Origin of the sequence: Syntrophotalea acetylenica (assembly GCF_001888165.1) — a bacterium.
Taxonomy (GTDB): domain Bacteria; phylum Desulfobacterota; class Desulfuromonadia; order Desulfuromonadales; family Syntrophotaleaceae; genus Syntrophotalea; species Syntrophotalea acetylenica.
This window is the reverse complement of sequence record NZ_CP015455.1, coordinates 1,430,881-1,456,865: the sequence shown is the minus strand read 5'-3', so window position 1 is coordinate 1,456,865 and position 25,985 is coordinate 1,430,881. Positions and strand designations below refer to the sequence as shown.

Here is a 25,985-nt window from a genome sequence, read left to right as displayed (position 1 = left end):
CGCAGCCGGCAAATCCGGCTTTTCAGGTTCCGGCAGGCCCGTATAGCATACCGGGGTTACAACGTAATCCAACCATCAAACAGGGGAAAATACAATGCCGTCCGTACTTCGCGCCCCGGATCCATCGCCCGGTACAGACGCTCATAGATGTCGAGCTGCGTCCGGTAGATTTGCGCCTGCTGTTGCAGAAAGATTTCCCTGTCGCCATCCCTGCTGTCCACGGTTTTATAATCGATGATCCACCGGACTCCAGCGCCATCCACAAAAGTACGATCGATTTCGGCATGTACCAGGCGGCCATCCAGCACACCGGACAGGGCTATCTCGCAGCCCGCCTGCGCATGCTCGCCGAGAATCCAGCGTCCACGGTCGCTGCCGAGGGTCAGAACCAGGGCCGTCACGACGGATTCCACAGCCCCGGCCAGTCGATCCCGGGCCACGCCGAAGCGGGCCAGACGATGAATGAAGTTCGGCCGCTGCCTTTCCACCCGCGCGAGGTCCCACCCATCGAGCCCATCCGTTGCGATACGCTCCAGGCAGGCATGCACAAGCGTTCCGATGTGGCGGCCATCCTCGGTCTCTGGCAGCAGGGTTTCCGGTCCGGAATGCGTCGCGGTCGCGGAGGGCCGCAGAATGTCCACCGCTGCATCGTCGCAGCCGGAAGGCAGCTCCGGCAAGGTCCATCCGCAAGCCAACCGCCGCACCGTAATGACTGATGCCGGCGAGACCGGGGCAAGCGGCGTTTCCGCAGGCAGGCCCTGGAAACAGGCCTCGACGGCCGGCCAGAGCTTTTCCAGAAAAGATCCGGAGGCCGGGCGGTAATCTCCGGCGGCCGAAACCGATGCGTACCCGAGCAAATGAAGATACTTTTTGGCCCGGGTGGCCGCCACATAAAGAACCCGTGAAACTTCAAGATCGCTCTTCTGCTTTTCAATCCGACCGATGGCATCGTAGATGGGATCGCGACTCTGCCCGTCCAGAGGGGCCAGAGGCGCAAGCAGCAACCCGGCTTCGGGAAGATCGAGCCAGCGCATCAGGGGCGGATCCTCGACCCGCGGGCTGCGGCCCAATCCGGGCAGAATGACGGTATCGAATTCCAGTCCCTTGGCCTTGTGGATGGTCATGACCTGCAGCGTGTCGTCGGCTGCGGGATCGGCAGCGGCGAACAGCTTGTCCAGCTTTGCCGCCAGATCTTCCAACGGCAGCAAGTCACCGCCATGATCGAGCCTTTCCAGTACCCCGAACAGCGTGGCGGCATCGGCCATGCCTGCCTCATCCAGACAGGCCGGACCGCCGAGAGCCAGCCAGGCCCCTTCCACCAGCATGCGCAGCGGCACCCGCCCGCGCTGGCCGCGAGCCTGGTTTAAAACCGACAGGCAGCGTTCCAGGCGCCTGCGGCCATCGCCGGAAAGCAGCGCCAGCCGCTTCGGTTGCCGCAGCAGTTCGGGGAGCGTGGCGTCCGGCATGTCGCCACAAAGCGCGTGAAGATCGGCCAGGCTCAAACCACACCATGGCGCCCGCAACACCGCCAGCCAGGCAACACGGTCGGCGGGATGCAGCAGGGCGCGGGTCAGCGCGCAGATATCGCCGGCGATGGGCCTGTCTTTCAAAGAATCGATCTCCTGGGCGCGAAACCGCAGCCCCTCCTGCTGAAAAACGCGCAGGATTTCCCTGAGGTGACTGCGCGCCCGCACCAGAACGGCGACGGTGCCCTGCGGATCATCGCGGCGCGCCTGGCGCACCAGTTCCACCACCCGCAGGGCCTCGACGCGGTCGTCGCGCTCCGCCTGGGGGTGAAACATCACCGCCGTGCCCGACAGGCTTTCGCGCGCCGCGACCGAGGGAGCATAGGTCACGCTGCCCAGGGCCGCATCCTCACGCTCGGGAAACAGGACCGGAAAGACACGGTTGACCCATTCGACAATCCCCTGCTGGCTCCGGAAGTTCGCGGTGAGGTACAGCGGCTGCAACGGCAACTGATGCAGCCCGGCCTGCCGCGCCTCCAGGTAAAGGCCGACCTCCGCTTCGCGGAAACGGTAGATGGACTGCATCGGATCCCCCACCAGAAACAGGCTCCTGCCATCACCGTGCTGCCAGCCGGCGGTCAGTTTTTTCAACAGGATGAACTGCCCCCAGGAGGTATCCTGAAACTCGTCCACCAGGATATGGCGAATCCGGCTGTCGAGATGCAGCAGCAGATCGGTGGGCGCGTCCATCTCGCCGAGGGACCGGTCCGCGGCAAGGGCAACCTCGACAAAATCGCACTGCCCCGTCTCCCTGAAGATCAGCCAGAGCTCCGCGACGGCGCGCGGCAAAAGTGCGGTGAGCGCCTCCAGCACCTGCCACTGGTCCTCCTCATAAACCACCGGCGGCAAACCGCGAACCTTGTCAAATCCCTCCACCACGCCGTCCGCAGCGGCAAGTTCCTCCAGCAGCCGGTTCATGGCATCCTTCATGGAAGCCAAAGGCTCCTGCCGGCCGGCGGGAAACCCGCAATTTTTATCCAGACGTTTACGCAGGGTGCCGGCACGGGTCAGAAGCAGCTCGGCAAACCCTTGCCATTGCAGCAAACAATCCGCCGACGCTGCGGGAAAATCGTCCAGCCCGGCCAGGCGGCGGATACCGTTTTCGATCTCTTGATCCTGCAGATTCGAAGCCGCAAAAGCGCCGAGGCGCGCCATCTCCTGCCGCTGCCGGGGGTCCAACCGCTGGTACAGGTGGCCAAGTTCGGCGTCCACCAGGTTACGCAGGCCGCCCTGCAGCAGCCCGCGCCGCTGCTCCGCCCGGAAACCGCAGAGATGCCGCAGCCACTGATCCCGCCGGCAGAGCATGCCGGCCAGCAGGTCGCGCAACCGCTCCATGCGATTGTCGAGATGCGACAGGAGCAGACGGGCGGACGCACCGCAAAGGCTATCGTCATCGGCCAGGCCCAAAACCCTTTCGGCGGCCTGGCGATAGAGATCCCCGGCGTCTTCGACAACCGAGGCGCCGGCGCCAAAACGGGACAGCCACGGCATGCGGCGCACCAGAGCGGCGCAGAAACTGTCGATGGTCTGCACCCCGAGGCGCACGGGATTCTGCAGCAGCCGCCAGTCGCGGCGCGCATCGTTGGCCAGCACCGCCCGCGCCAGCCGCCAGGTGGTGGCGGCATGATCGGCTTGCGGCTTTGGCCCCTGAGCGACCTCCAGTGCCGCCACCAGACGATCCCGCATTTCCCCGGCAGCCTTGCGGGTAAAGGTGATGGCAAGCACCTCTTCGGGTTGCGCCGCCGCACCGAGCAGAGCGAGGATGCGCTGGATGAGCAGTTCGGTCTTGCCGCTGCCGGCCGGAGCCTGAACGATAAAGGATTCCAAAGGGTTGAGTGCCTGCTGACGCGCGGCAAGATCCGGCGGCTGAGTCCATCTCAGTTGCATGACAGGTCATCTCCCCCGAGCATGGCGTCCCGTTCCGACAAGCGGCATAAAGGCTGCAGATCACAGCGTTCGCAAGCCCGGCGACTGTCGACGGGATCGACAACGGCCTTGCCACGGGAAAAATCGTCGCCGAGTTGTTGCAGGGCAAGGCGCCAGGAACGCAACAAGCCTTCCCAGTCGGCAATCTCCGACCCGGCAAGCAGGCGATGTCCGCTTGCCGCGGCCACTCCGGGCAGCAGCTCGCCGCTGCGCCCGATGCCGATAAAACCGCAGTCTCCCCGGCGCAGTTTTCCGAAAGCCACGGCGGCGGGCCCTGCCCCGCCGCGGCCCATGGCGTACAACGGCAACTGCGGCTCCACCGGCCGGTCTCCAAGCCAGTCGGCAACTGAAGCGATCCCCGTCTTGTAATCGATAATAATCTGCGATCCGTCGGCCAGGCGGTCGATGCGATCGATGCGCGTCTGCAACGTCAACGCCCCGAAGGTCTCACGATGCCAGGATTCGAGCGTCTCCACTGTAAATGGCGGACGTTGCGCCTCGGCCTGCAGCCATTCCTGCAGCAAGGCGAGCAAACGCTCCTGTTCCAGCCGTTTCTGACCGGGTGGCAGTGCTATCCGACGTTCCGTTTCCATTTCCTCCAGAGCCCGCTCGGCCAAACCGGCGAGAGTTCCGCTCAACGTTTCCGACGGCAGGGCCGTCAATGCCCACCAGTCCCTGACGTCCTCCCAGAACCATTCCAGCACACGGTGTACCAGCGAACCCCGGTCAAGACCGTCAAAGCCGAGACTGGCGGTATCCAGCCCCCTTGCACCCAGGCGGTGCCGGGCAAAGGCACGAAACGGGCAAAGCGCCTGATCCTTGAGAATCGCGGTGCCTCCCGAAATCCTGGCGCTAGCCGGAACAGGCGGCCCCGCAGCGTCGATCAGACTTTCAAGACAAGCGTCCCCGGCTTTGATCAACCCGGAAGGACAGCGGCTTTCGGACAGTTCCGGCAGGATTTGCGGCAGGTGCCGCACCAGGGTAGCCGGGTGCCGTTCGCGGCCATCCAGTTGCAATGGCCAGCTTACGACCAGTTCGGGAGCGCACACCAGCAGCCGCTCGGTGACTTTGCAGGCAAAATCGAGTTCCCGGACGGCATCGGCATGCGGCATGCCGAAACGGCGCTGCAATTCGATGGGCAGCAGCGGATGGGGGCGCGCCGGTGCCGGCAGAACCTCCTCGTGAACGCCAAGCACCCAGGCCGCATCGAACTGCATGCCAGCCGTCTCCAGCGCGCCCAGAACCTGAACCCGTCCCGCGGAACCTTCCGGCTGAAAAACCGTATCGGCCGCCAGTCGTCTGAGTATCCCCAAAGCCTCCCCACGCTTCATCGGTTCGCAAACCGGATCGAGACGCGCCATGCCGGCCAGCAATTCCTTCCAGGCGGTAAAAATCTGGTACTCCCGGCTGTCAAGGCTGCGATCTCCGGGCCACTGGCAGGCCTCCAGCAGCAGCGCGAACTGCCGCGCCCAGGCCCCGGGCAGACGCGGGCTCGAGTCCGGCAGAATATGGAGGGCCGCATCCAGCTGTCGGGCCAGGATGTCCGAAATACCGATTTTTTTGCGCAATCCCTGCCGGGCAAAACGGACGACCTGCCGCAAAGGCAGTTGTCCTGCGCGCAGGCTGCGCAATTCGCGGTCGAGCAGCGCCCGGGAATGCTGTTCGACGAGGTGTCCCCAGATAAACGGGGAGCGCAGCAGGTAACCGAGGGTGTCGAGGGGCACGACATGGCCCAGCGACAGCCACTCCAAAGCCGCGACGATCATGGCCTCCTTCGCCAGCGGCCTTCCCAGGGACAGGTTGAAGACCTTTTCCGGTCCGGCTCCGGGAAGCAGCGCCCCCGGAGACAGCTCTTCGCAAAAAATCCGCTGCAGACAGTCCTGGTAGCCGCTCATGTCCAGGGCAATGACGCCGATGCTCCCGCTCTGGCACTCCAGCATCCGCCGCACCCAGCGTGCGCAGCCACGCACCTCCTGCTCCACATCGGCAAAAGCGGCAAGACCGGCTTCGCGCCGGGGGCTGGCTGGCGGCATCCAGTGCCGGACGGTGGCGCCCCGTGCCTCGGCAATCGCGCATAACCGGGTGACCATCGGCGGACAGTCGTCAAACCCGGCCAGCCATATTTCATGCGGCAGAGACACCGCGTCATCCTGCAGCGCCTGCAGAAAACGGCCCTGCAGCAAAGCCGGATCATCCCAGCCCCCTTCCAGGCAGAGCTGGTTGTAACGCTGACGCCAACGCAGAAAGGCCCGATGGTCCGCGCCTCCTTCCCCGGCCGGGAAATCCGCGCCGTACTGGCACAACAGCAGATGGGCCTTGCCTGCCTGCCTCGCGGCCTCCGCAATCCGAAGCAGGCCACTGTCGGCAGCCTCCGGATCGTCCTCGATGGCTCGTTCCCAGAGCCTTTGGGCCTGAACCGGGTCAAGCGTGTTGTCATCCAGCCCGAGGCGGGCGCACAGGCGTCGCTGCCATCCGTCGAAGGAATGAACCGCGGGGCTTTGCCAGACACTGTGCCCCGCCTGACGCTGACGAAGGTCATATGTCTGTCGCAGGTAGCGGGCCAGGCGCTTGTTCACAGTCAGCACCAGCGCCCCCTGCTCAAGACGGGAAACCATTATATCCAGGGTAACGGCACTCATGGGCAGGATCCCTTTTGGCGCAAACGGGCAACAACAAACCAGATCAGATAGACAACCGCCGCGCCAATAATGTCGGCCGCGCCATCGGCAAGCTGGGGGGAGCGACGCCCTCCCAGCCCCTGCAGCACTTCAATGACAAGCCCGTAACCGATGGCAAGGGCAAAGGCCAGCCGCCAGGCGCGGGGAGCGCCAAAAACGGGCGTCAGCGCCCAGCCGCCAAGCAGCGTGAAAACGGCATAGGCCAGGGCGTGCTGCGCCTTGTCCCAGGACAGCACCTCCTGAATCATCTCCGGAGGGCTCGGCATGACGGACAACACCAGAATCGCCAGGGCAAAGGCGATAAACAGAAAAAGACGCAGGCCTGCGGGAATCCGGATCATATAAACCTGAGTGACGGCCCCGCAGCGGAGGCTGCGACAGGCGGCAGAAGGACAAAACGACTGGCGGTGCGCGACAATGAAAAAACGGTCACCATGCTGGCGACTGGGCCAAGGTAGCCTATTTCAGCGCAAAAAAAAAGAGGCAGGTCCCATCGCTGGATTTCTGGTTAAACAATCCATCAACCCATGGCGCCCGCGCGCTTTGATGTCATCATGCGGAAAAGGTCGATGTATGCGCAAAACCAGTCGCCTGGAGCGGCCGGAATCAATTTGTTGACAAAACTTGCGGGAAATCTCCTTTTATGATAACAAGGATGGACCACAAAGCGCGGTCAAGATCCGAGACGTGCCTCTCGCCGCGATGACAGGGATGCATGATCCTTTGTTGAGATAAAAACCGTTGAACTCTCGGCTGCCTGGCGAAAAACAGCCGGTTCTTTTGTGAGGAAACCCGTGAGACTATCGACAAAAAGCCGTTATGGACTGAGGGCATTATTCGACATCGCCTACAACGCCGGCAACCAGCCGGCCCAGATCAAGGATATCTCCAGGCGTCAGGAGATTTCTCCCCGCTATCTGGAACAGATATTCCAGAACTTCAAAAAAGCGGGCATCCTGAAAAGCAAAAAAGGCCCTCAGGGAGGCTATTTCCTGACTCGTAAGCCCGACCAGATCAGTATCCGCCAGATCGTCGAAGCGGCCGAGGGGGACACCTTGCTGGTTGCCTGCGCCTGCGAGGCTCCCCGGGACAAAACCGGATGCACCATGAACGGCCAATGCGTCACCCAGACCGTCTGGACCGAAGCCACAGCGCATCTCAACGGCTTTTTTGAGCACATGAGCCTGCAGGATCTGTGTGAACGCGGCCAGGACATGGGCGTCAAACGGGAAAGTGATCACCGCTTCATGTACTATATCTGATGGCGTCGCAAAAACTCGCCAACGGCCGGGCTGCATCGCGACACCAGCCGGCCTTTGTTGTTGACCCCGGGCGAAATTCGTTTAACCTGTTACGAATCCAGCCGCGTCCCCGGTTTTTCTGCATTGCACGGTCAGGGCTTCGCCGATGAGTGATTGGAAAAAATTCCTTACGGAACAGCGCATCGCCTATTTCTCCATGGAAATCGGCCTTACCGCCGAAATTCCGACCTACAGCGGCGGCCTCGGGGTACTGGCCGGAGACACCATCAAAACCGCCGCCGACCTCAAAATCCCCCTCGTGGCCGTCACCCTGCTGAGCCGCAAGGGCTACTTTCTGCAGACCATCGACGACCAGGGCCGCCAGCAGGAGAGCCCCAACACCTGGGATCCGGAAAAACTGCTGGAGTGCCTGCCCGCCAAAACCCTGCTCAGTATAGAAGGGCGGGACGTGAAAGTGCAGGCCTGGCTGTACCGCGTCACCAGCCCGAGCCGGGGCCAGGTCCCCGTACTGTTTCTCGACACCGACATCCCCGGCAACGCCGATGAAGATCGCGGCATCACCGATTATCTCTACGGGGGCGACCAGGCCTACCGTTTAAAACAGGAAATCGTGCTCGGCATTGGCGGCGCCCGGCTGCTCGCGCAGCTCGGCTTCAGTATCCGCAAGTATCACATGAACGAGGGGCACGCCAGCCTGCTGACCCTGGAACTGCTGACCCGCAGCCGCCGCCCCCTGGAAGACACCTGGGACGAGCGCAATTCCTGGAACACCCGCGAAGTTATCTCCAAATGCGTTTTTACCACGCATACGCCGGTGCGGGCCGGCCATGATCAGTTTCCCTACGAACTGGTCGAGCGCATCCTGGACCATGAAATCCCCCTCGACCTTCTCAAGGGCCTTGGCGGCCAGGAGCAGCTCAACATGACCCTGCTGGCCATGAACCTCAGTCAGTACGTCAACGGCGTGGCCAAAAAGCATGGCGAGGTTTCCCAGGCCATGTTTCCGGGTTTCGAGATTCACGCCATTACCAACGGCATTCACCCCTTCACCTGGACCTCACCCTATTTCGTCAACCTTTATGGCCGCTACCTGCCCAGCTGGGCCACCGAACCGGAAATGCTGGTGCGGGTCGACAGCATCCCCGACGCGGAAATATGGGAGGCGCACTGCGGCGCCAAAGCCTATCTGTTTCAATACATCTCCGAGACCTGCGGCATCGAGCTGGATCCGGATATCCTGACCATCGGCTTCGCCCGGCGCGTGGCCACCTACAAACGGGGCGATCTGATCTTTACCGATCTGGAACGCCTGCTGCGGATCGGAGAAGGAAAACTGCAGCTGGTTTTCGGCGGCAAGGCGCATCCGCATGACACCCCCGGCAAGGAACTGATCCACCGCATCATGGAGGTCATCGCGTCCTGTCGGGACCGCATCCGCATGGTCTACCTGCCCAACTACAACATGGAGGTCGCTTCCCGCCTGATCCCGGGGGTCGATTTGTGGCTCAACACCCCCATGCGCCCCCTCGAGGCCTCGGGAACCAGCGGCATGAAGGCGGCCATCAACGGCGTGCCCAACTTCAGCGTACTGGACGGCTGGTGGATCGAGGGCCATATCGAGGGCGTGACCGGCTGGTCCATCGGGCCGCCCTCCAAGGGTAACTCCACAAGCCAGAACCATACCGCCGAGGACGTCGAGGATCTCTACGCCAAGCTCGAAAACACCATCATGCCCCTGTATTACCAGGACAGGGCCGGCTGGATCCGCGTCATGAAAAACGCCATCGGCAAAAACGCCTACTATTTCAATACCCACGTCATGATGCGCCGTTACGTCACCGAGGCCTACTGCCACTGAACATTATCCGGGCCGGGAACATTGAACAATTGACCCGCGCCCGGCCAGCGGATAAGATGACGTGCCGACCCGCGATGTTTTGACCTCTGTCCCGGACTTTTCATTCATGCATATTCAGGATATTTTCAGCCACCACGCCACCACCTTTTCCTTCGAGTTCTTTCCGCCCAAAACGGACAAGGCGGCGCAGCGTCTGTATGAGACCATCCGCCAGCTCGAAACGCTGAAACCCCATTTCACCTCGGTCACCTACGGGGCCGGCGGCTCGACCCGCGAACGCACCCACGATCTGGTGATGCGCATCCGGGAAGACAGCTCTCTTGACCCCATCCCTCACCTGACCTGCGTGTGCAGCCCCGAGCAGGAAATCCGCCGGATCCTGGAACGCTACGCCGCGGCCGGCATCAGCAACATCCTGGCGCTGGCCGGCGACCCGCCGCCGGACATGCCCGGCTATGATCGTTCGCAGGACGCCTTTCCCCACGCCGCCGACCTGGTGCGGTTCATCCGCCGCTTCAACGACGAGGGCCTCCATCCCGACCGGCGCGGTTTCGGCATCGGTGTGGCCGGCTTTCCGGAAGGACACCCCGCCACCCCCAACCGCCTGCTGGAAATGGACCATCTCAAGGCCAAAATCGACGAGGGCGCCGATTACATCTGCACCCAGCTGTTCTTCGACAACCGGGACTTTTACGATTTTCGCGAGCGCTGCGAACTGGGCGGCATCAAGGTGCCGATCATCGCCGGCATCATGCCCATCGCCTCGGTCGAGGGCATGAAACGCATGGCTGAACTGGCCGCCGGCGCACGCTTCCCCGCCCCGCTGCTGCGCGCCGTGGAGCGTTGCCAGAACGACCCGGAAGCGGTACGCCGCATCGGCATCCACTGGGCCACGGAGCAATGCCGCGACCTGCTCGACAACGCGGTGCGCGGCATCCATTTCTATACCCTCAACAACTCCGACGCCACGCGGCAGATCTTCCAGTGCCTCGGCCTCAACGCGAACACTCAGTAAAACACACCGCCGGCATCCTCAGTCCTCCGGTTTTTTCGACAGCACGCGATGGCATTCCTCCAGCATGTCCATGATGGCAATGCGCTGGGGGCAGTGCTTTTCGCACTGGCCGCAGCGCGTGCAATGGTCGGCCAGCGCGGTGGCGTTCAGGGTAATGGTGTAGGCGCGGTGGGCAAACAGCATGTCATCGTAGATGAAACCATCGTTGTAAATCGTGAAAATTCTGGGGATGTTGACCCCGGCCGGGCATGGCAGGCAATAGCCGCAGGCGGTGCAGGGCACCTTGATGCGCTGCCGCAGGGTATCGCGCACCCGCGCGATCAGCTCCCGTTCCTGCACGGATAAAGAGCCCGGGTCGGCCTGTGCGGCGATGTGGCAGTTCTCTTCCACCTGGGCCGGGTCGTTCATGCCGCTGAGTATCGATGTCACCTCCGGATGATCCCATACCCAGCGCAGCGCCCACTCCGCCGGCGTCCTGCGCACCGGGGCACTGTCCCAGAGCGCCTGAATATCAGGAGCGGCGGCGCGGGCCAGGTGCCCGCCGCGCAACGGTTCCATGACCGTCACCCCGAGACCCTTCGCGGCAGCGTACTCCAGCCCCTGCCTGCCGGCCTGAACCTGTTCGTCCATGTAGTTGTACTGGATCAGGCAGAAGCTCCAGTCATAGGCATCGACGATTTTTTTGAACACCGGCAGTTCATCGTGGAAGGAAAAACCGGCGGCGCCGATGCGCCCGTCACGGATCGCCCGGTCGAGAAAATCCAGCACCCCCAGGCGACAGAGTTTTTCCCACCAGTCGGCCTTCAGAGTGTGCAGCAGGTAAAAATCGATGTGATCGGTCTGCAACCGCTGCAACTGCTCGTTGAGGAAACGGTCGAAATCGGCCGGGACTTTCACCGCCCAGGACGGCAGCTTGGTCGCCAGGCGCACCTTGTCGCGCAGTCCGCCGCGCAAGACCCGCCCCAGAAACGCCTCGCTCTGCCCCTTGTGATACGGATAGGCCGTATCCAGATAATTGATGCCTTTCTCCATGGCAACCCGCAGCACCCGCTCCGCCCGCCGCTCATCGATCCTGCCCTCGTCGCCGTCGACAACCGGCAGACGCATGCAGCCAAGGCCGAGAATCGACACCTCCACCCCGGAACGCCCCATCGTGCGATATTTCATAAACAACCCTTCCGCATCGCTGTTTTACAAAAACGGACACAACTTCAGTCAGAGTAGGAACATTCCCCAAAACTGTCAAGGCGCGCAGGAGGGGGGGAGAAAGCTGTGAGCTGTAAGCCCCGCGTTCTCCCGAACCCGGATTTCCGCGTCCCGCATCCCGCAAACCGCGTCCCGAAAGCCCTTGCCCCTTGAACCTTGACTTACGCAAAACTTACGCATACACTTACAGCATCCGACAACCAGACAGCGAGGCCGCATGAGTCCCCTTACCCCCAAACAGAAACAGGTTTTCGACTATATCGCCCGGCACATCGAGACCCGGGGGTTCGCGCCTTCCCAGCAGGAGATCGCCCGGGCCTTCGGCTTTCGATCCCTCGGCACGGTGCAGAACTATCTGGTGCGCCTGCAGCGCGAGGGGTTGCTCGACCGTGACTGGAATGCCCGACGCGGCCTGCAGCTGCGCGCCGCCGAGGAGCGCGGCCTGAAACTGCCGCTGGCCGGCACGGTGGCGGCCGGCAAGCCGATCGAAGCCATCGAGACTCCCGGCAGCATCGAGGTCCCGCCTTCCATGGTGGGAGCGGGCGAGCATTTCGTGCTACGCGTGGCCGGCGACTCCATGATCGGCGACGGCATCATCGACGGCGATTACGTGGTGGTGCGCAAACAGGCCACCGCCGAGCACGGCCAGACTGTCGTCGCGCTGCTCGACAACGAAGCCACGGTCAAGCGCCTGCACCGGCGCGGCGATCGAATCGAGCTGCACCCGGCCAACCCCGCCATGCAGCCCATCGCCGTCAGCGATGCGGAAACCTTCCGCATCGAAGGCGTGGTGGTCGGCGTGATCCGGCATTACCGAACGGCGTGATCCGCGCACCGTTCAAGAGCCAAAGCGTTTCAGGATTTTTCAGGATTTTTTAGCCTTGCGCATGATCCGCGACATTCTGCACATAGCCATCCCCGACTTCGATGTGGCCCTGGCGCGCGCCATCGACCCGAGCCTCAAAAACCGCCCCGTCGCCGTGGCTGCCGGCGTCAGTGACAGGGCGCTGCTGCGCTGCGTTTCCGCCGAAGCCCGTGGCGACGGGGTGCATAGCGGCATGAGCGTACACCTGGCGCGTAAATGCTGTCCGTCCCTGCGCCTGCTGCCGCCGCGGGTGGAACCGGCGCGGCGGGCGCAGCGGCACTTCGCGGAACTGGCCGCCAGATGCAGCCCCCTGTGGGAACCCGGCCCGCACGGGCGGTTTTTCATCGACCTGACCGGCAGCCGCCGCCTGCTTGGCGCCACGCTGGACATCGCCGCCCGACTGGAGAGGGATATCGTCGAACGCCTGCGACTGCCGGCCAACTGTGGCGTGGCCGGCAACAAACTGGTGGCGCGCATCGCCGCCGACTACCTGCACCGGCCCGGCATTTGCGACGTGCTGCGCGGCAGCGAAGGCTGTTTCATCGGGCCGCTGGCCGTGTCGGCCCTGCCCGGCGTCGGCAGCATGCGCGGCAGCCGCCTGCTGGAAGACCTCAACCTGCGCCGCATCGAACATATCGCAGCCCTTTCCGTGTCCCAGCTGACGCCGGTCTGCGGCCCCTTTGCCGCCCTGCTGCATCAACGCGCCCGGGGTATCGATCCGAGTCCGGTATGTCCGCCGCGGCGATCCTCCGCCATTGTCGAAGAGACCCTGCTGGCGCAGGCCGACAACGACGACACGGCGGTGCGCGCCGCTTTGGGGCGTCTCGCCGAAACCTGTGGATGGCGTCTGCGCGATCTTGGCAGGGGCGCAACCCGGCTGGGCCTGCAGGTGCGTTACATCGACGGTCCGTGCGAGCGGAAAACCGCTTCCTTTCCCACGCCGCTGACCCTCGATCGGCAACTCATGAGCGCCGCCGACCAGCTGCTGCAGCGCACCTGGCAGCGCCGCGTGCGCCTGCGCGCCCTGCAACTTGGCTGCGACCGTCTCGCCATCCTGGCACGGCAGATGCCGCTGTTCGCCGATCCGGAAATCAACGAACAGACCGAACCCCTGCAAACCGCCCTGGATCGGCTGCGCCGGCAGTTCGGCCATGAAACGATCCAGTGGGGACGAAATCTGAGAGGATAAATCGTCATTGGTCACTTGTCATTGGCTTTCGCGTCATGCGTCACGCGTTCCGGCCGTATTCCTCAGACCTTGGGCCTGAACCATGTCCTTCACCCATCTCCACGTACACTCGGCCTACTCTCCCAACTGGGGCCTTCACGCGCCGGCTGTCCTGTGCGCCGCTGCCAGAAGCGCGGGCATGACCCATCTGGCGCTCACCGACCGCAACGGACTGTATGGCATTCCACGTTTTGTCGAGGAAGCGAAAAAAGCCGGCATCGCTCCTCTGATCGGCGCCGAAGCGGTCAGCGGAACGCAGCGGGCGGTGCTGCTGGTCAAGAATCAGAACGGTTATGCCGTTCTGTGCCGCCTGCTTTCGGCCCTGCATGCACGACAGCCCTTCGATCTTGCCGATGCCCTGACGACTTTCCGCGAGGGGCTGTACATCCTCAGCGATGATGTGACATTGCTTCAAACACTTGCGGAGCAAAGTCGCGCGGGCCTGTATGTCGAGATTTCCCCCGGCCACCATATGGAGCGGGCCATGGCCCTGGCCCGCAGATTGGCACTGCCCCCTGTCGCCACAACCCGTGCCGTCTATCTTGGCGATGAGGACATCGAAACGCACCGGGTATTGCGCGCCATCGCCGGCAATACCACCCTGCCGCGCCTCAGGCCCGGAGACTGCGCGGCGACCGCCGATTTCCTGCGCACCGAAGCGCAAATAAGAGCGCTGTTCCCCCACTGTCCCGAAGCGCTGGAAAACACCGCCCGCATCGCCGCCAACTGTCAAACGGAGTGGGATTTTTCCAGAACCATCTTTCCCCGTTTCCGCGACCTTGCGGATCGCCAGGCCGCCGCCCTGCTGGAACAACGGGCACAAAAAGGCGCCCTGTGGCGTTACGGCCGTCTGGATGATAAAATCACGGCGCGACTGGACAAGGAACTGACCATCATCCGCGACAAAGGGTTCGCCCATTATTTTCTGGTGGTGGAGGAGTTGGCAAAACGCTCGCCGCGCACCTGCGGACGGGGCAGCGCCGCCGCCTCCCTGGTCGCCTACTGCCTCGGCATCACCCACGTCGACCCGCTGCGCTACAACCTGTTTTTCGAGCGGTTTCTCAACGAAGAACGCATCGATCCCCCCGATATCGACATCGATTTTCCCTGGGACGAGCGGGACGGGGTCATCGATTTCGCCTTCCGGCACCATGGCACGGACCGGGCCGCCATGGTCGCCAACCAGATAGGCTTCAAAAGCCGCGGCGCCGTGCGGGAAGTCGCCAAGGTGTTCGGCATCCCCGCCGACGAAATCAAGGCGGTTACCGGCAGACTGTCGAGCCACGGGTCACCGCAACGGGGCATCGCGTCCATGGGCAGCCACCCCCTGTTTTGCGGAGAATCCCGCAGCAGCGACTGGCGAAGGATCCTCGCCATCGCAAGCCGTCTCGACGGCCCGCTGCGCCATCTGGGCCAGCATTGCGGCGGGCTGGTGATCGTGCCCGACGACATCCGCCAATACGTGCCGGTGGAGCTGTCCGCCAGCGGCCGGCCCCTCATTCAATGGGAAAAAGACCAGGCCGAAGCGGCCGGGCTGGTCAAGATCGACATTCTCGGCAACCGCTCCCTGGCGGTGATCCGCGACGCCCTGGCAGCCGTCGCCCGCCATACGGGCAACACCATCGACTATCGGGACTGGCAGCCGCTGGCCGATGCCGGGACCCGCGCCCTGCTCTGCGCCGGCGACACCATCGGCTGCTTTTACATTGAATCACCGGCCACCCGCCAACTGCTGAAGAAGATGTGGAACGGCCGCCCCCTGCCCGATGAAGACACCCTGTTCGAACATCTGGTCATGGCATCATCGATCATCCGGCCGGCGGCCAACATTTTCATCCGCGAATTCGTCGCCCGCATGCACGGCAAACCCTGGCGCCATCTGCATCCGCTGCTGGCGCCGATTCTCGATGAAACCTACGGGCTGGCGGTCTACCAGGAGCAGATCACCCGGATCGCCATGGCCCTGGCCGGCTTCAGCGCCGGCGAAGGCGACCGGCTCCGCAAAATCATCAGCAAAAAGGACCGGGACCAGTCCCTGGACGACCAGCGCCAGCGCTTCATGGACGGCGGGGCACGCAGCGGCGTGGCCGAGGCGGTGCTGAGCAAGGTGTGGCGGCAGGTGCTGTCCTTCGCCGGATACTCTTTCTGCAAACCCCACTCGGCTTCCTACGCCCTGGTCAGCTGCAAAGCCGCCTGGCTCAAAGCCAACCATCCGGCCGAATTCATGGCGGCGGTGATTTCCAACGGCGGCGGTTACTACACGACCCTCGGTTATCTTTCCGAGGCGCGCCGCCTGGGCCTGACCATCCTGCCGCCCGACATCAACGTCAGCGATTGGGCCTACCACGGCAAGGGGCAACGGTTGCGCGTCGGCCTGATGCAGATCGCGTCCGCAGGCCGCCAAACCACCGAACATATCCTGCGGGAGCGTAACCGGGGGGGGACTTCCGGGACTTTGAGGATTTTTTGCGGCGATTGCCACAGCTGCCGGCCGCCGATGTCACGACCCTGATCAAAGCCGGCTGTTTCGACGCCCTCGAAGGATGCCGACAACGCCCCCGTCTGATCTGGCGATTGCTCGACCTTCACCAGCGCCCGGCCGAGCGGGACAACGGCCAGCTGTTCATCGCGGAGCCGCCGCCATCGCCCACCCTGCCCGCTTACGACCAGGCAACCCTGCACCGCCAGGAGCTTGAAACCCTCGGCCTGCCCGTAGCCCGTCACCCGCTCGAGCCCTTCGCGGCCATCATCCGCAACCGTCGCCTGATTCCTGCCTCCGACCTGAAACGCTGGGTCGGCCGCCATGTTACTCTGGCCGGATGGTGGGTCACCGGCAAACCGATCCGGACCGGCAAGGGCCAGCCGATGGAATTCGCCACCTTCGAGGATGCCACCGCGCTGTTCGACGCCACCTTTTTCCCCGCCGCCTATGCCCGCTTCTGCAAAAAGCTGGGTCAACCGCGGCCCTACCTGATCAAGGGCGTGGTCGAAGAAGAATTCGGCGTGGCGACCGTCAATGTCATGTGGCTGGGATTTCTGGATGAGGAAGATCAGAACGGGAAAAGGCGTGAATGAAACGACAAACAGGATGCACCGGCTTTTCAACGCAGCGCCGACTTGACCCGCTCGCCGCAATGCCCCGAGGCGCCTTCGTCCGCGCCAATCCGGGGGCTGAAAACAAACACTTTGTAAGCGTAGAAGTTCCAGACCATGCTGGCCACCGAGGCGGATAATTTAGCCAGATTGAGGTGCATGAAAAAAGAAAATGTCTCGGGGAAAACACCGGAGGATAAAAAGTAAAGCACCAGACAGTTGATGCCGAGACCGCCCAGGGAACAGAACAGAAACAGAAGATATTCTTTTTTCGACCAATGACTGCGATCCTCGAAGGTCCAGCGCTTGTTCAAAACATAGCTGTTAAGATTCGCGCCGAAAAAAGCGGCGATATTGCACAAGACCAAGCCCGCCGACGAAATAATCCCCAACGCCAGCACCAGAAGATTCAGGACTACATAATCCACCAGCGTATTGGCGATGCCGACCATCCCGAATCTTAGCAGCTTCCTGCGAGTGTCTGAAATCATAAGGTCCCCAATACGCCCCTGCCTCAAATATGTTTAATCTAGCTTTCATCCGGACCCGGCCCTTTTCCGCCGTGGCGGCGTCAATCCGCGGGCTTGCTTGTGCGGCGTACCGATGTACGCCTCCGCGCGCCCCCTTGATTTCCTTGCCACAACGAAAAATTGCTCGTTTCCCATATGAAAACTACGCTGTATCCATCCGGAGTATCCCGGATGGATACAAACTATATCCAACCCGAGAATCTTTACCAGACATGCCTCGTTTTTCCGATTGTTTCGAATCCTTATGCTATACCTTCAAAAACATAACGATGCGATCTGTTTAAATAAATCCTGCATTACGGATATATAAACGGATACATAAACCCATTTAAAGTTGAATAGATAAGGCCGCTCATCAACCCCACGCCACCCATGCTATCTCGACAACCCACCACAAATCACGAAACACAAGTCATCAGAATGACTTCGGGTGCATATATACTAGCTTGACAACCTTTAATTTGCAAGCTAACCTCAAATTGAAAAATGCCAATTGCATTCATCGGGCAGCAGACAAACCGAAAAAATGTGATAAAAAAGTAAGTAAAGTCGATTACCAACAGGCGCGGCAATCAACAACCGCAACCGGTCCGAATGATTTGCAGCAGGAGGTGCTTCAAATCACCGGGGCAGCAGGCCATCACCCAGATCAAAAAGGAGGAAACAGATGAAAAACATGCTACTGAAGAAAATGAGGGAACTGGTTCGTAGTGAAGAGGGGGCCACCGCCACCGAATACGCCGTCATGCTGGCTCTGATTATCATTGTTGCAATCGGGGCAATTACCTTGCTTGGCAATAGGGTCGAGCAAACCTTTAACAATATCGCTACAAGGATTCCAAATTCGTAGTAGAGGTAATTTTCCCGAGTAATGAGTTTGTCTGAATTTAAGTTAGTTTAAACTTGAGGCAGCCGGAATGATAGAAATTGATTTATTTAAATCTATGCGCTATGCCCTTGGCCTAACAGCCATGGTTATGGCCATATTGTTTATTTTCTGCTATCCCACGAATATTTTCATTCTGGCTGCCTCAAGTTACCTTTTCCTTATCTGTGCATCAGATACCCTGTATTCCAAAATTCCCAATATTTTCACTTTAGCTCTTATTGTTATCGGATTAAGCACCAACATCGCCATTTCTGGCTTGCCCGGCATCATGGTTTCCATAACAGGATTTACCATCGGTCTCTCACTTCTTCTGATTCCTTTCCTGATGGGGGGCATGGGCGCCGGCGATGTCAAGGCGCTAACAGCGCTGGGCACTTTACTGGGACCAGATATAACTTTCCAGCTATTTCTTTACATGGGAATTATCGGCGGACTGTTGGGCCTGTTATTCCATCTCACAAACCCAGGTAGCAGGGTCCAGCTTCGCCATTACATATCGTCACTGAAAAATGCATACCTGACCCGTGACTTCAAAAGTTTCAGCAGACCGGTCAACCGGTCATCAAACCGGTTCCCTTACGCCACGGCTATCGCCTTTGGATTTTTTGCCCAGACATTTTGGGGTTCCCTATGGTGAAACAAGCCGCCTCGGCGAGTTTTTCTATATCGGAGGATTGCACAGGGTTTAAACCCCTGTGTCTTGAAAAAGCAGTCCGATTTTCCTTTTCCGTTTCACAGGAGGCCCAGCATGAAAAAATATGGCACCATCATCGCCCTGGCACTGGCCGTCATATTCGGGGTCATTGCTGTCATACTGGTCAACAAGTGGCTGTCGACCAAAGCGACACAAACGGACACTTCCCCAACCACGGCCATGTCCATGACCGAAATTGTGGTCGCGGCAGCGGATGTCAACATTGGCACCCGCCTCGACAAAACCCAGTTGACCACCGCCCCATGGCCCAAAGCCAACGTCCCTCAGGGAGCCTTTGAAAACGTCGAGCAGGTGGTGGGTCGGGTTTCCGTCTCCAAAATGGTGGCGGGCACTCCGATCCTCGCCGCGGAGCTGGCCGCACCCAACTCCGGAGCAGGCCTGGTAGCGATGATCAAACCCGGCATGCGCGCCATGGCCATTCGGGTCGACGAGGTGGTCGGTGTCGGCGGCTTTATTCTGCCGAACACCTTTGTCGACATCATTTCCATCGATCAGAAATCCGGCAACATCCGCACCGCCAAAACCTTCCTGCGCAAGGTCGAAGTTCTGGCCATCGCCCAGGAGACCTTCATTGAAGAGGGCAAACCCAAAGTGGTGCGCACCGTCACCCTCGAAATCGCTCCCGAGGATGCGGAGATGCTTGCGGAAAAAACCCACGAAGGGCCGATTCAACTGGTGCTGCGCAACCCCCTCGACGAAAAGGAAGTTGAAAAAGCGACTCCGCCACCGGTCAGGAAAGTGGTAAAAAGGGCTCCTGTCCGCACTGTAAAACCAAGAGTTTACACGCCGCCGCCAGCGGGCTTCACTGTCGAGGTCATTCGCGGGGATGAAGCGGGCAAGGAATATAAGGTTCCCGCCCCTAAATAAATGAAGTTTTATAAAATGGAGGTCATTATGATAACGCGCCGAGCCATTTTACCGGCAATCTGCTTCCTGGGCCTGTTCTGCCTGGCTCTGTTCGCCGGCGCCGCTGTTGCCGACGAGATCGAGCACCTGACGCTCGATGTCAATATCGGCGGATCGGAACTGGTGAAAATCCGCAAGCCGAGTCCACGCATGAAAATACTCATCTCCAACAGCGATATCATTGGCGCCAGACCACTAAGAGCCGACCTGGTCAATATCTACAACCTGGGAAAACAGATCGGCTTTTCCCGGGTCACGATCTGGGATGACCGGTCAAACGAAGTCAATGCCATCATCGACGTCAGCGTCAACCTCGACCTGACCCCGCTCAAACAGAAAATCAGCCAGCTCTATCCCCATGAAGACATCCAGGTGCACGCCTCGGAGACCGGCGTGGTCCTCTCCGGCACCGTATCCGGCCCAGAAGTCGTCGAGCAGGTCCTGCGCCTCACTCAGACCTTCCTCCCCCAAAAAGCGGAAGCGTCAGGCAGCGACGAAGGCACCGGCAAATCGGGCAGCGGCATCACCAACCTGCTGCGCGTCGGTGGCATTCAGCAAGTCCTGCTGGAGGTGAAATTCGCCGAGGTCACCCGCTCCTCCGGCCGTGAATGGCAGGCAGCCCTCGGTTTCAATGGTCTCGGGGATCATTCCGCCGTGATCGGCGGTGTGGGCGACATCACTTCGGTGCCCACCGGAATCGAGGCGGGCAGCGTGTTGTTGAACTTCGCCGATTTTGTCACCGGCAACAATCCGGCCAACATCTTTTTGCAGATGGGTGACTTTACCTCCGCCCTGCGATTCCTCGAAACCGAAGGGCTTGCCCGCGTTCTGGCGGAGCCGCGCCTGGTGGCCATCAGCGGGCAGGAGGCGAGTTTTCTGGCCGGCGGCGAGTTCCCCATCCCGGTCCCCGATGAAGACGGCATCACCATCGAATTCCGTGAGTTCGGCGTATCCCTGACCTTTACGCCCATCGTCATGAGCGACGGCAAAATCAGCCTGCGGGTGGCCCCGAGCGTCAGCGATATCGTCTCGACCAGCACCATCCCTGCCGCGATTACCGGCGCCTCTTTCAACGTGCCCAACCTGACCACACGCAAACTGGAAACCACCGTGCAACTGCATGACGGCCAGACACTGGCCCTCGCCGGCCTGCTGCAGGACAGCCTGCGGGAAAGCGTGACCAAGATCCCGGGACTCGGCGACCTGCCGATCCTCGGCGCACTGTTCCGCAGCACCAACTACACGCAGGAGAAAACCGACCTGCTCATCGCGGTGACACCGCATTTGGTCAAGCCCGGCAAGGAAGGCAGCATCACCTTCCCCGGCGAATACATGCAGCCCCCCAACCGCCTCGAGTTCTACCTGGAAGGCCGACTGGAAGGGCGCCGTTACCCGGAGGATCCTTCCGCCATGAGCCGCCACAGCTTTACCGTGCCGGCCAGCACCACGGAAACCAGCGGCGGTCTCGAGGGTGAATTCGGTCACGAGCCAAGTCCGGCACAATAACGAGCCAAGGGGGTCATACCATGAAAAATCTAAGCCTGATCGTTACTACCGTCCTCCTGCTGACCGGATGCGCCTCTTTGCAGGAAGCCTATTACATCGACCGGGAATTCGGTCAGCACAGCCAGGCAGCCTGGGATCAGCAGATCGCCTATCCCGATTACCGCTATGCGGCAAAAACTCCGGAAACATTGGAAGGCATAACAGCTGAAAACGTTATGGATGTCTACAATGAGACATTTGCTGAAGAACCCCAGGACTTTGAAGTAATTCAATTCGGGTTGGAAAAGTAGCATGATCGGTTTGCTGCGATGCCGCCGCATCGCAGCAAACCGTGAAAAGACTAAAAAGATCCTACACAGAGGAGTAGCACTATGAACTTTAGATCTCAAAAGGGAGCAGCAGTCGTCGAATTCGCTGTCGTCCTGCCATTGCTGCTCCTGATTGTTTTTGGCATTATCGAGTTTGGTTTCATTTTTTACAACAAGGCTCTTCTCACCAATGCCAGTCGCGAAGGCGCACGGCGAGCTATAGTGTTTCGAACAGACAGCACCACAGGCAATCGCATTATTCCCGTAAGCGATGTTGAAAATGCCATACACAATTACCTTTACAGTGGCAACGATCTGCGGTTAGTAAGTTTTGGAACCGACAACCTAACCGCAACAATTGAGACAGACAGCGGGGTCAGCACCCTTAACCCCGCCAGCCCTGGTTCGAGCAATGAACAAGTCACCCAGGGTGAATATGTCGTGATAGACGTCAGTTATGATTACGATTTCCTTCTCCTACCTTCGCTTGGCGGCATTCCAGATGCCATAAAACTGAATGGAATAACAACCATGCGAGCTGAATAGCATTCATTTGTGAGGAAGCTATGTTCAAATATTCAGAATTATTTAAAAAAAAGCAAAAGGGAGCCGTAGTCGTTCTTGTTGCCATTCTACTCATTGTATTTTTAGGTATGGCAGCTCTCGCAATTGATGTTTATCATCTTTTCGTTGTACGCAACGAACTTCAAAATGCTGCGGATGCAGCCGCCCTAGCAGGTGCGAGAGAGCTTTACCTGGATGATGGATCTGCTATAAACCCTAATGCAAACACTATTGCATACAACACCGCCTTACAAAATCTTAGTGAAAAAATCGCGGTAGAAGTGAATGATTATTCTTCTAATTCGGGCGATGTGCAGCGAGGACATTGGAGTTTTTCGGCAGAACGCTTCGATGCAAATGACTCCCTGTCTGCCATTGCAATTGGGAACTACACAACCGAGGATCTTGACAATCCTGATCCAAGCATTAATGGAGGCTTTATCAATGCTGTAAAGGTGGTTGTTCGCCGCCAAGATAAGCCGGCAGCGTCTTTTTTTGCCCAGATTTTTGGCTTTGAAAATTTCGGCATGACTGCGGAAGCGGTAGCTTTTCTTGGTTTTGCAGGGTCTTTACCTCCAGGAACTGTGGATGAACCTATAGCAATATGCGAGGATTACCTTAAAGACGGAGATGGGAACTATTCATGTAATATGGGAAGAATGATTAGTGAGAGCGAGGAAACTGGAGGATGGACAAACTTCGACCAAACCGAAGGATGCGGAAATGTAGGAACAAGCCAGAACGGAATTGGTGGACTTTTGTGTAGTGGGGGGAATCCAGTAGAAATTATATTTGGCAAAGAAATTGGAACGAATAATGGCATGACAAACCTTCTATCTGACTTTTATGACAATTGCTGGACAGATGGGTCGAACAATCCGCCAACTGCTCCTTTAAATGTCACTCTTCCTGTAGTTGAATGCGAGGATGGTACATTTGACCAATCTTGTGTTGAAAAAGTAGTTGGTGCCGTGAACGTTGACATAATTTGGATTAACACCAATAACGCATCAGAGAATTTTGGCAATGTTGGGAAAAACAAGGAAAATCCACCTACTTATATGGTAGCTCCAGGACACGAACCTTTTTCATGCAGTTATACTGACGCTCAGACAGCTGAGGTTTGTTGGAACAACTTTGTAAATCATTTTGATATAAAAGACAGGGATGGCAATCCAGCGCCTTATCTAACACAGTCAATATATTTTCTCCCAAACTGTGAAGTTCACAAACCTACAGGCATTACCGGAGGAGTTAACTATGGAGTGTTAAGTGAATTCCCTGCTTTGGTGGATTAATTACTCATATATTCAGATTAGACCGAAATTTAGACTCCCATAAATTAAGGTGCTTCATGCCACGTAAATTGCTTGTAGCCATTGAAATCTCCGACACCCGCCTGGTTCAGGCGATCCAGGAAAAACTGGGAGAAATCCCCAACTTGGAGACCAACCAGTGGTTCGACTCTGCGGCCGAAAAAGGCCCTCTTGCCGTCAAGGGGTCGCCAGACATTATTATACTCGATGATCCTACTGACGGGCCTACCATCTTTAACCGGCTCAAGCCGATCCGGCAGAACTTCCCTCGTGCCGAGGTATTCGTGGTGTCCTCCAACCAGTTTCCCCAACATATCGTGGAGGTCATGAAAGCCGGGGTTGCGGAATTTCTGGTCAGCCCCATCAACGACAAGGTGCTGAACAACGCCGTCGAGGAAGTACGACTCAAGCTTGCCGCCGGCGGGCAGATCTCCCGCGGCAGCATCTACAGTTTTATCAGCAGCAAGGGAGGCATCGGCTCGACGGTTCTCGCGGTCAACACCGCCTGCGCGCTGGCCGGCAACAAGGATGTGCGGGTGGCGCTGTTCGACATGAGCTTCCAGTCCGGAGACGCTACGGTGCTGCTCGATCTGTACCCGCAAACCACCATGAGCGACATCGTACGCAACTACCACCGTCTCGATGGTTCTTTCCTGCTGGCGGCCATGACCAAACATGCTTCCGGGCTGGAATTCATGGCCGCGCCGAACAATCCGGAGGAATACGACGCCATCAAGGCTGAACATATCGCCAAAGTGCTCAGCCTGGCCTGCAAAATCTACGATTATGTGGTGGTCGATTGCACTTCCATGTCGATCAACGACAGCAACATCGAAATTTTCAAGAATTCCGAAATCACCTTTCTGGTGACGGACATGTCGGTTCCTTCAATCCGGAACTGCGCCCGTCTGCTGAACCTGATGAAAAAGCTCGGTATCGACGAAACCCATATAGAAATCGCCATCAACCGGTACATCAAGGGCGGCACCCTGAGCCTGAACGACATCGAGAAGAACCTGGGGAAAAAGGCGTTCTGGATGTTCCCCAACGACTTCAAGGGCGTGGTTTCTTCCATCAACAAGGGCGAGCCTCTGTCGATGGGGCATTCGGGAACGCCGCTGGCCAAAAACATATGCCAGTTTGTCGAAAAGCTGCAGTCCCCTGAAAGCTCCCGGGCCTTCCGTGGTATCCGAGGGGTGTTCGGGAAGGCGATTTAATTTATTACCAAGGAGGTCGACATGGCCATCAAGGATCTGTTTTCATCGGGAAAATCCGCCCCGCCCGTACAACCCCCGGCCAAACAGGCCGATGGGGGACGCGACGCACTGTTTTATGAAATAAAGCACAAGCTCCACAACCGTTTCGTTGAAGAAGCCAACCTCGCTGCCCTGGACGACCTGGATCAGGCCGAAGTCAAAACGGAGATCAGCAAAATTGTCGATTATTTCCTCAGGGAAGAGCAGGTTCTGCTTAACGAAGAAGAACATCAGTCGCTGATCCTGGAGATTCTCGACGAATTGACCGGACTCGGGCCCATCGAGCCGTTTTTTAAGGACCCCACGGTCTCCGATATTCTGTGCAACACCTACAAGGATATTTACGTGGAGCGCCGGGGCCTGCTGGAAAGAACACCGGCGCGGTTCGTCGACAACGCCCACCTGATGAACATCATCGACCGCATCATCTCCAGGGTCGGGCGCCGCATCGACGAGTCTTCGCCCATGGTCGACGCCCGGCTCGCCGACGGGTCCCGCGTCAACGCCATCATCCCTCCCCTCGCCCTTGACGGACCGATTCTGTCGATCCGGCGTTTCTCGGTCAATCCGCTGAAAATGGATGACCTGATCAACTACAAAACCCTTACGCCGGATATCGCCACCCTGCTGGCCGGCAGCGTCAAAGCTAAGCTGAACATCATGATTTCCGGTGGCACCGGCGCCGGCAAAACCACCCTGCTCAACATTCTTTCGGGGTTCATTCCGGGCAACGAACGCATCATCACCATCGAGGACTCGGCCGAACTGCAGCTGCAACAGGAGCATGTTGTTCGCCTGGAAACCCGACCCGCCAGCATCGAAGGAACCGGCATGGTGACGCAGCGCGATCTGGTGCGCAACAGCCTGCGCATGCGCCCCGACCGCATTATCGTCGGAGAGGTGCGCGGCTCCGAAGCCTTTGACATGCTGCAGGCCATGAACACCGGCCACGAAGGCTCCCTGACCACCATTCACGCCAACACGCCGCGCGACTCCCTGACCCGTCTGGAATCGATGATCCTGATGACCGGCGTCAGCCTTCCCGAGCATGCCATGCGTTTCATGATCTCCTCGGCTCTGGACATGGTCGTGCAGGTATCCCGTCTGGCGGACGGCACCCGAAAGGTCACCTCCATTGCCGAAGTCGTGGGCATGGAGGGAGAGATCATCACCCTGCAGGATATTTTCGTCTTCGAGCGTCAGGGCATCGACGCCAACGGCAAGGTTGTCGGACGCTTCCGTGCCACCGGCATCCGCCCCAAATTCGCCGACAAGCTGGAAGTTGCCGGCGTCGATATCCCGGAAGATCTGTTCTTTGCCCACAAATACTTCGAATAA

General features: G+C 59.4%; 20 protein-coding genes and 1 pseudogene. 16 read left to right on the top strand and 5 right to left on the bottom strand.

The window, feature by feature from the left end:
- Nucleotides 1-56 precede the first annotated feature (56 nt).
- The 3 genes from A6070_RS06675 to A6070_RS06665 are packed head-to-tail and all read right to left on the bottom strand — an operon-like array spanning nt 57 to nt 6,471.
- The gene (locus tag A6070_RS06675; RefSeq protein WP_072287599.1) at nt 57-3,413 is read right to left on the bottom strand and encodes a UvrD-helicase domain-containing protein; all 3,357 of its coding nucleotides are present in this window, start codon (nt 3,411-3,413) and stop codon (nt 57-59) included.
- On the bottom strand, nt 3,404-6,091 hold the full coding sequence (locus A6070_RS06670; RefSeq protein ID WP_072287598.1) for a PD-(D/E)XK nuclease family protein: 2,688 nt from the start codon (nt 6,089-6,091) through the stop codon (nt 3,404-3,406). The genes A6070_RS06675 and A6070_RS06670 overlap by 10 nt, the downstream gene beginning before the upstream one ends.
- Nucleotides 6,088-6,471 (bottom strand): VanZ family protein, encoded by a 384-nt coding sequence (locus tag A6070_RS06665; RefSeq protein ID WP_072287597.1) that lies wholly within the window; start codon nt 6,469-6,471, stop codon nt 6,088-6,090. The genes A6070_RS06670 and A6070_RS06665 overlap by 4 nt, the downstream gene beginning before the upstream one ends.
- Nucleotides 6,472-6,924: 453 nt before the next feature.
- On the opposite strand from A6070_RS06665, the gene A6070_RS06660 reads away from it, so the two are divergent.
- The 3 genes from A6070_RS06660 to metF all read left to right on the top strand — a co-directional run bounded on the left by A6070_RS06660 (nt 6,925) and on the right by metF (nt 10,265).
- On the top strand, nt 6,925-7,392 hold the full coding sequence (locus A6070_RS06660; RefSeq protein WP_072287596.1) for an RrF2 family transcriptional regulator: 468 nt from the start codon (nt 6,925-6,927) through the stop codon (nt 7,390-7,392).
- A gap of 145 nt (nt 7,393-7,537) precedes the next feature.
- Complete coding sequence (gene glgP / locus A6070_RS06655) at nt 7,538-9,250, top strand: alpha-glucan family phosphorylase (protein ID WP_072287595.1); 1,713 nt, start codon at nt 7,538-7,540, stop codon at nt 9,248-9,250.
- A 106-nt stretch (nt 9,251-9,356) separates the two neighbouring features.
- Nucleotides 9,357-10,265, top strand: coding sequence for a methylenetetrahydrofolate reductase [NAD(P)H] (metF, locus tag A6070_RS06650; protein ID WP_072288174.1), 909 nt, complete (start codon nt 9,357-9,359; stop codon nt 10,263-10,265).
- Nucleotides 10,266-10,283: 18 nt separating this feature from the next.
- Here metF and A6070_RS06645 read toward each other — a convergent pair whose 3' ends face one another.
- Nucleotides 10,284-11,432 carry an aldo/keto reductase gene (locus tag A6070_RS06645; RefSeq protein WP_072287594.1) on the bottom strand — a complete coding sequence of 383 codons (1,149 nt, stop codon included), beginning with the start codon at nt 11,430-11,432 and terminating at the stop codon, nt 10,284-10,286.
- Between the two features lie 256 nt (nt 11,433-11,688).
- Between A6070_RS06645 and lexA the strand changes: the two genes are divergently transcribed.
- From lexA to A6070_RS06630, 3 genes and pseudogenes are all read left to right on the top strand, one after another.
- Complete coding sequence (gene lexA, locus A6070_RS06640; RefSeq protein WP_072287593.1) at nt 11,689-12,297, top strand: transcriptional repressor LexA; 609 nt, start codon at nt 11,689-11,691, stop codon at nt 12,295-12,297.
- Nucleotides 12,298-12,358: 61 nt separating this feature from the next.
- The gene (locus tag A6070_RS06635; protein ID WP_072287592.1) at nt 12,359-13,525 is read left to right on the top strand and encodes a Y-family DNA polymerase; all 1,167 of its coding nucleotides are present in this window, start codon (nt 12,359-12,361) and stop codon (nt 13,523-13,525) included.
- A gap of 82 nt (nt 13,526-13,607) precedes the next feature.
- Nucleotides 13,608-16,639, top strand: a pseudogene (locus A6070_RS06630) (DNA polymerase III subunit alpha).
- 26 nt (nt 16,640-16,665) lie between these two features.
- Here the strand turns inward: A6070_RS06630 and A6070_RS06625 are convergent.
- Nucleotides 16,666-17,148, bottom strand: a complete 483-nt coding sequence (locus A6070_RS06625) for a GtrA family protein (RefSeq protein ID WP_083558796.1) — start codon at nt 17,146-17,148, stop codon at nt 16,666-16,668.
- Between the two features lie 485 nt (nt 17,149-17,633).
- Between A6070_RS06625 and A6070_RS15345 the strand changes: the two genes are divergently transcribed.
- The 10 genes from A6070_RS15345 (at nt 17,634) to A6070_RS06580 (ending at nt 25,985) form a co-directional block, all read left to right on the top strand.
- A complete protein-coding gene (locus tag A6070_RS15345; protein WP_145926440.1) occupies nt 17,634-17,858 on the top strand; it encodes a hypothetical protein in 225 nt (74 codons plus the stop codon).
- A complete protein-coding gene (locus A6070_RS06620) occupies nt 17,855-18,037 on the top strand; it encodes a Flp family type IVb pilin (RefSeq protein WP_072287589.1) in 183 nt (60 codons plus the stop codon). The genes A6070_RS15345 and A6070_RS06620 overlap by 4 nt, the downstream gene beginning before the upstream one ends.
- 67 nt (nt 18,038-18,104) lie before the next feature.
- Nucleotides 18,105-18,713: an A24 family peptidase gene (locus A6070_RS06615; RefSeq protein WP_072287588.1), complete on the top strand. Its 609-nt coding sequence runs from the start codon at nt 18,105-18,107 to the stop codon at nt 18,711-18,713.
- A gap of 111 nt (nt 18,714-18,824) precedes the next feature.
- Nucleotides 18,825-19,658 carry a Flp pilus assembly protein CpaB gene (gene cpaB, locus A6070_RS06610; protein ID WP_072287587.1) on the top strand — a complete coding sequence of 278 codons (834 nt, stop codon included), beginning with the start codon at nt 18,825-18,827 and terminating at the stop codon, nt 19,656-19,658.
- A gap of 27 nt (nt 19,659-19,685) precedes the next feature.
- Entirely contained in the window at nt 19,686-21,203 is a 1,518-nt protein-coding gene (locus A6070_RS06605) for a type II and III secretion system protein family protein (RefSeq protein ID WP_158514032.1), read from the top strand.
- A 20-nt stretch (nt 21,204-21,223) separates the two neighbouring features.
- Nucleotides 21,224-21,493 carry a hypothetical protein gene (locus A6070_RS06600; protein ID WP_072287585.1) on the top strand — a complete coding sequence of 90 codons (270 nt, stop codon included), beginning with the start codon at nt 21,224-21,226 and terminating at the stop codon, nt 21,491-21,493.
- A gap of 81 nt (nt 21,494-21,574) precedes the next feature.
- Nucleotides 21,575-22,057 (top strand): TadE/TadG family type IV pilus assembly protein, encoded by a 483-nt coding sequence (locus A6070_RS06595; protein ID WP_072287584.1) that lies wholly within the window; start codon nt 21,575-21,577, stop codon nt 22,055-22,057.
- Nucleotides 22,058-22,077: 20 nt separating this feature from the next.
- A complete protein-coding gene (locus tag A6070_RS06590; RefSeq protein WP_072502044.1) occupies nt 22,078-23,373 on the top strand; it encodes a TadG family pilus assembly protein in 1,296 nt (431 codons plus the stop codon).
- Between the two features lie 56 nt (nt 23,374-23,429).
- Nucleotides 23,430-24,608 carry a response regulator gene (locus A6070_RS06585; RefSeq protein ID WP_072287582.1) on the top strand — a complete coding sequence of 393 codons (1,179 nt, stop codon included), beginning with the start codon at nt 23,430-23,432 and terminating at the stop codon, nt 24,606-24,608.
- A gap of 21 nt (nt 24,609-24,629) precedes the next feature.
- Complete coding sequence (locus tag A6070_RS06580) at nt 24,630-25,985, top strand: CpaF family protein (RefSeq protein ID WP_072287581.1); 1,356 nt, start codon at nt 24,630-24,632, stop codon at nt 25,983-25,985.

Bases quoted from the DNA above. Each gene is read 5' to 3' on its own strand.
- A6070_RS06670 (WP_072287598.1), bottom strand. From the start codon at position 6,091: ATGAGTGCCGTTACCCTGGATATAATGGTTTCCCGTCTTGAGCAGGGG.
- A6070_RS06585 (WP_072287582.1), top strand. From the start codon at position 23,430: ATGCCACGTAAATTGCTTGTAGCCATTGAAATCTCCGACACCCGCCTG.
- A6070_RS06620 (WP_072287589.1), top strand. From the start codon at position 17,855: ATGAAAAACATGCTACTGAAGAAAATGAGGGAACTGGTTCGTAGTGAA.
- A6070_RS06645 (WP_072287594.1), bottom strand. From the start codon at position 11,432: ATGAAATATCGCACGATGGGGCGTTCCGGGGTGGAGGTGTCGATTCTC.
- A6070_RS06625 (WP_083558796.1), bottom strand. From the start codon at position 17,148: ATGATTTCAGACACTCGCAGGAAGCTGCTAAGATTCGGGATGGTCGGC.
- A6070_RS06595 (WP_072287584.1), top strand. From the start codon at position 21,575: ATGAACTTTAGATCTCAAAAGGGAGCAGCAGTCGTCGAATTCGCTGTC.
- glgP (WP_072287595.1), top strand. From the start codon at position 7,538: ATGAGTGATTGGAAAAAATTCCTTACGGAACAGCGCATCGCCTATTTC.
- A6070_RS06665 (WP_072287597.1), bottom strand. From the start codon at position 6,471: ATGATCCGGATTCCCGCAGGCCTGCGTCTTTTTCTGTTTATCGCCTTT.
- A6070_RS06605 (WP_158514032.1), top strand. From the start codon at position 19,686: ATGATAACGCGCCGAGCCATTTTACCGGCAATCTGCTTCCTGGGCCTG.
- metF (WP_072288174.1), top strand. From the start codon at position 9,357: ATGCATATTCAGGATATTTTCAGCCACCACGCCACCACCTTTTCCTTC.
- A6070_RS06675 (WP_072287599.1), bottom strand. From the start codon at position 3,413: ATGCAACTGAGATGGACTCAGCCGCCGGATCTTGCCGCGCGTCAGCAG.
- lexA (WP_072287593.1), top strand. From the start codon at position 11,689: ATGAGTCCCCTTACCCCCAAACAGAAACAGGTTTTCGACTATATCGCC.
- cpaB (WP_072287587.1), top strand. From the start codon at position 18,825: ATGAAAAAATATGGCACCATCATCGCCCTGGCACTGGCCGTCATATTC.
- A6070_RS06600 (WP_072287585.1), top strand. From the start codon at position 21,224: ATGAAAAATCTAAGCCTGATCGTTACTACCGTCCTCCTGCTGACCGGA.
- A6070_RS06635 (WP_072287592.1), top strand. From the start codon at position 12,359: ATGATCCGCGACATTCTGCACATAGCCATCCCCGACTTCGATGTGGCC.
- A6070_RS06580 (WP_072287581.1), top strand. From the start codon at position 24,630: ATGGCCATCAAGGATCTGTTTTCATCGGGAAAATCCGCCCCGCCCGTA.
- A6070_RS06615 (WP_072287588.1), top strand. From the start codon at position 18,105: ATGATAGAAATTGATTTATTTAAATCTATGCGCTATGCCCTTGGCCTA.
- A6070_RS06590 (WP_072502044.1), top strand. From the start codon at position 22,078: ATGTTCAAATATTCAGAATTATTTAAAAAAAAGCAAAAGGGAGCCGTA.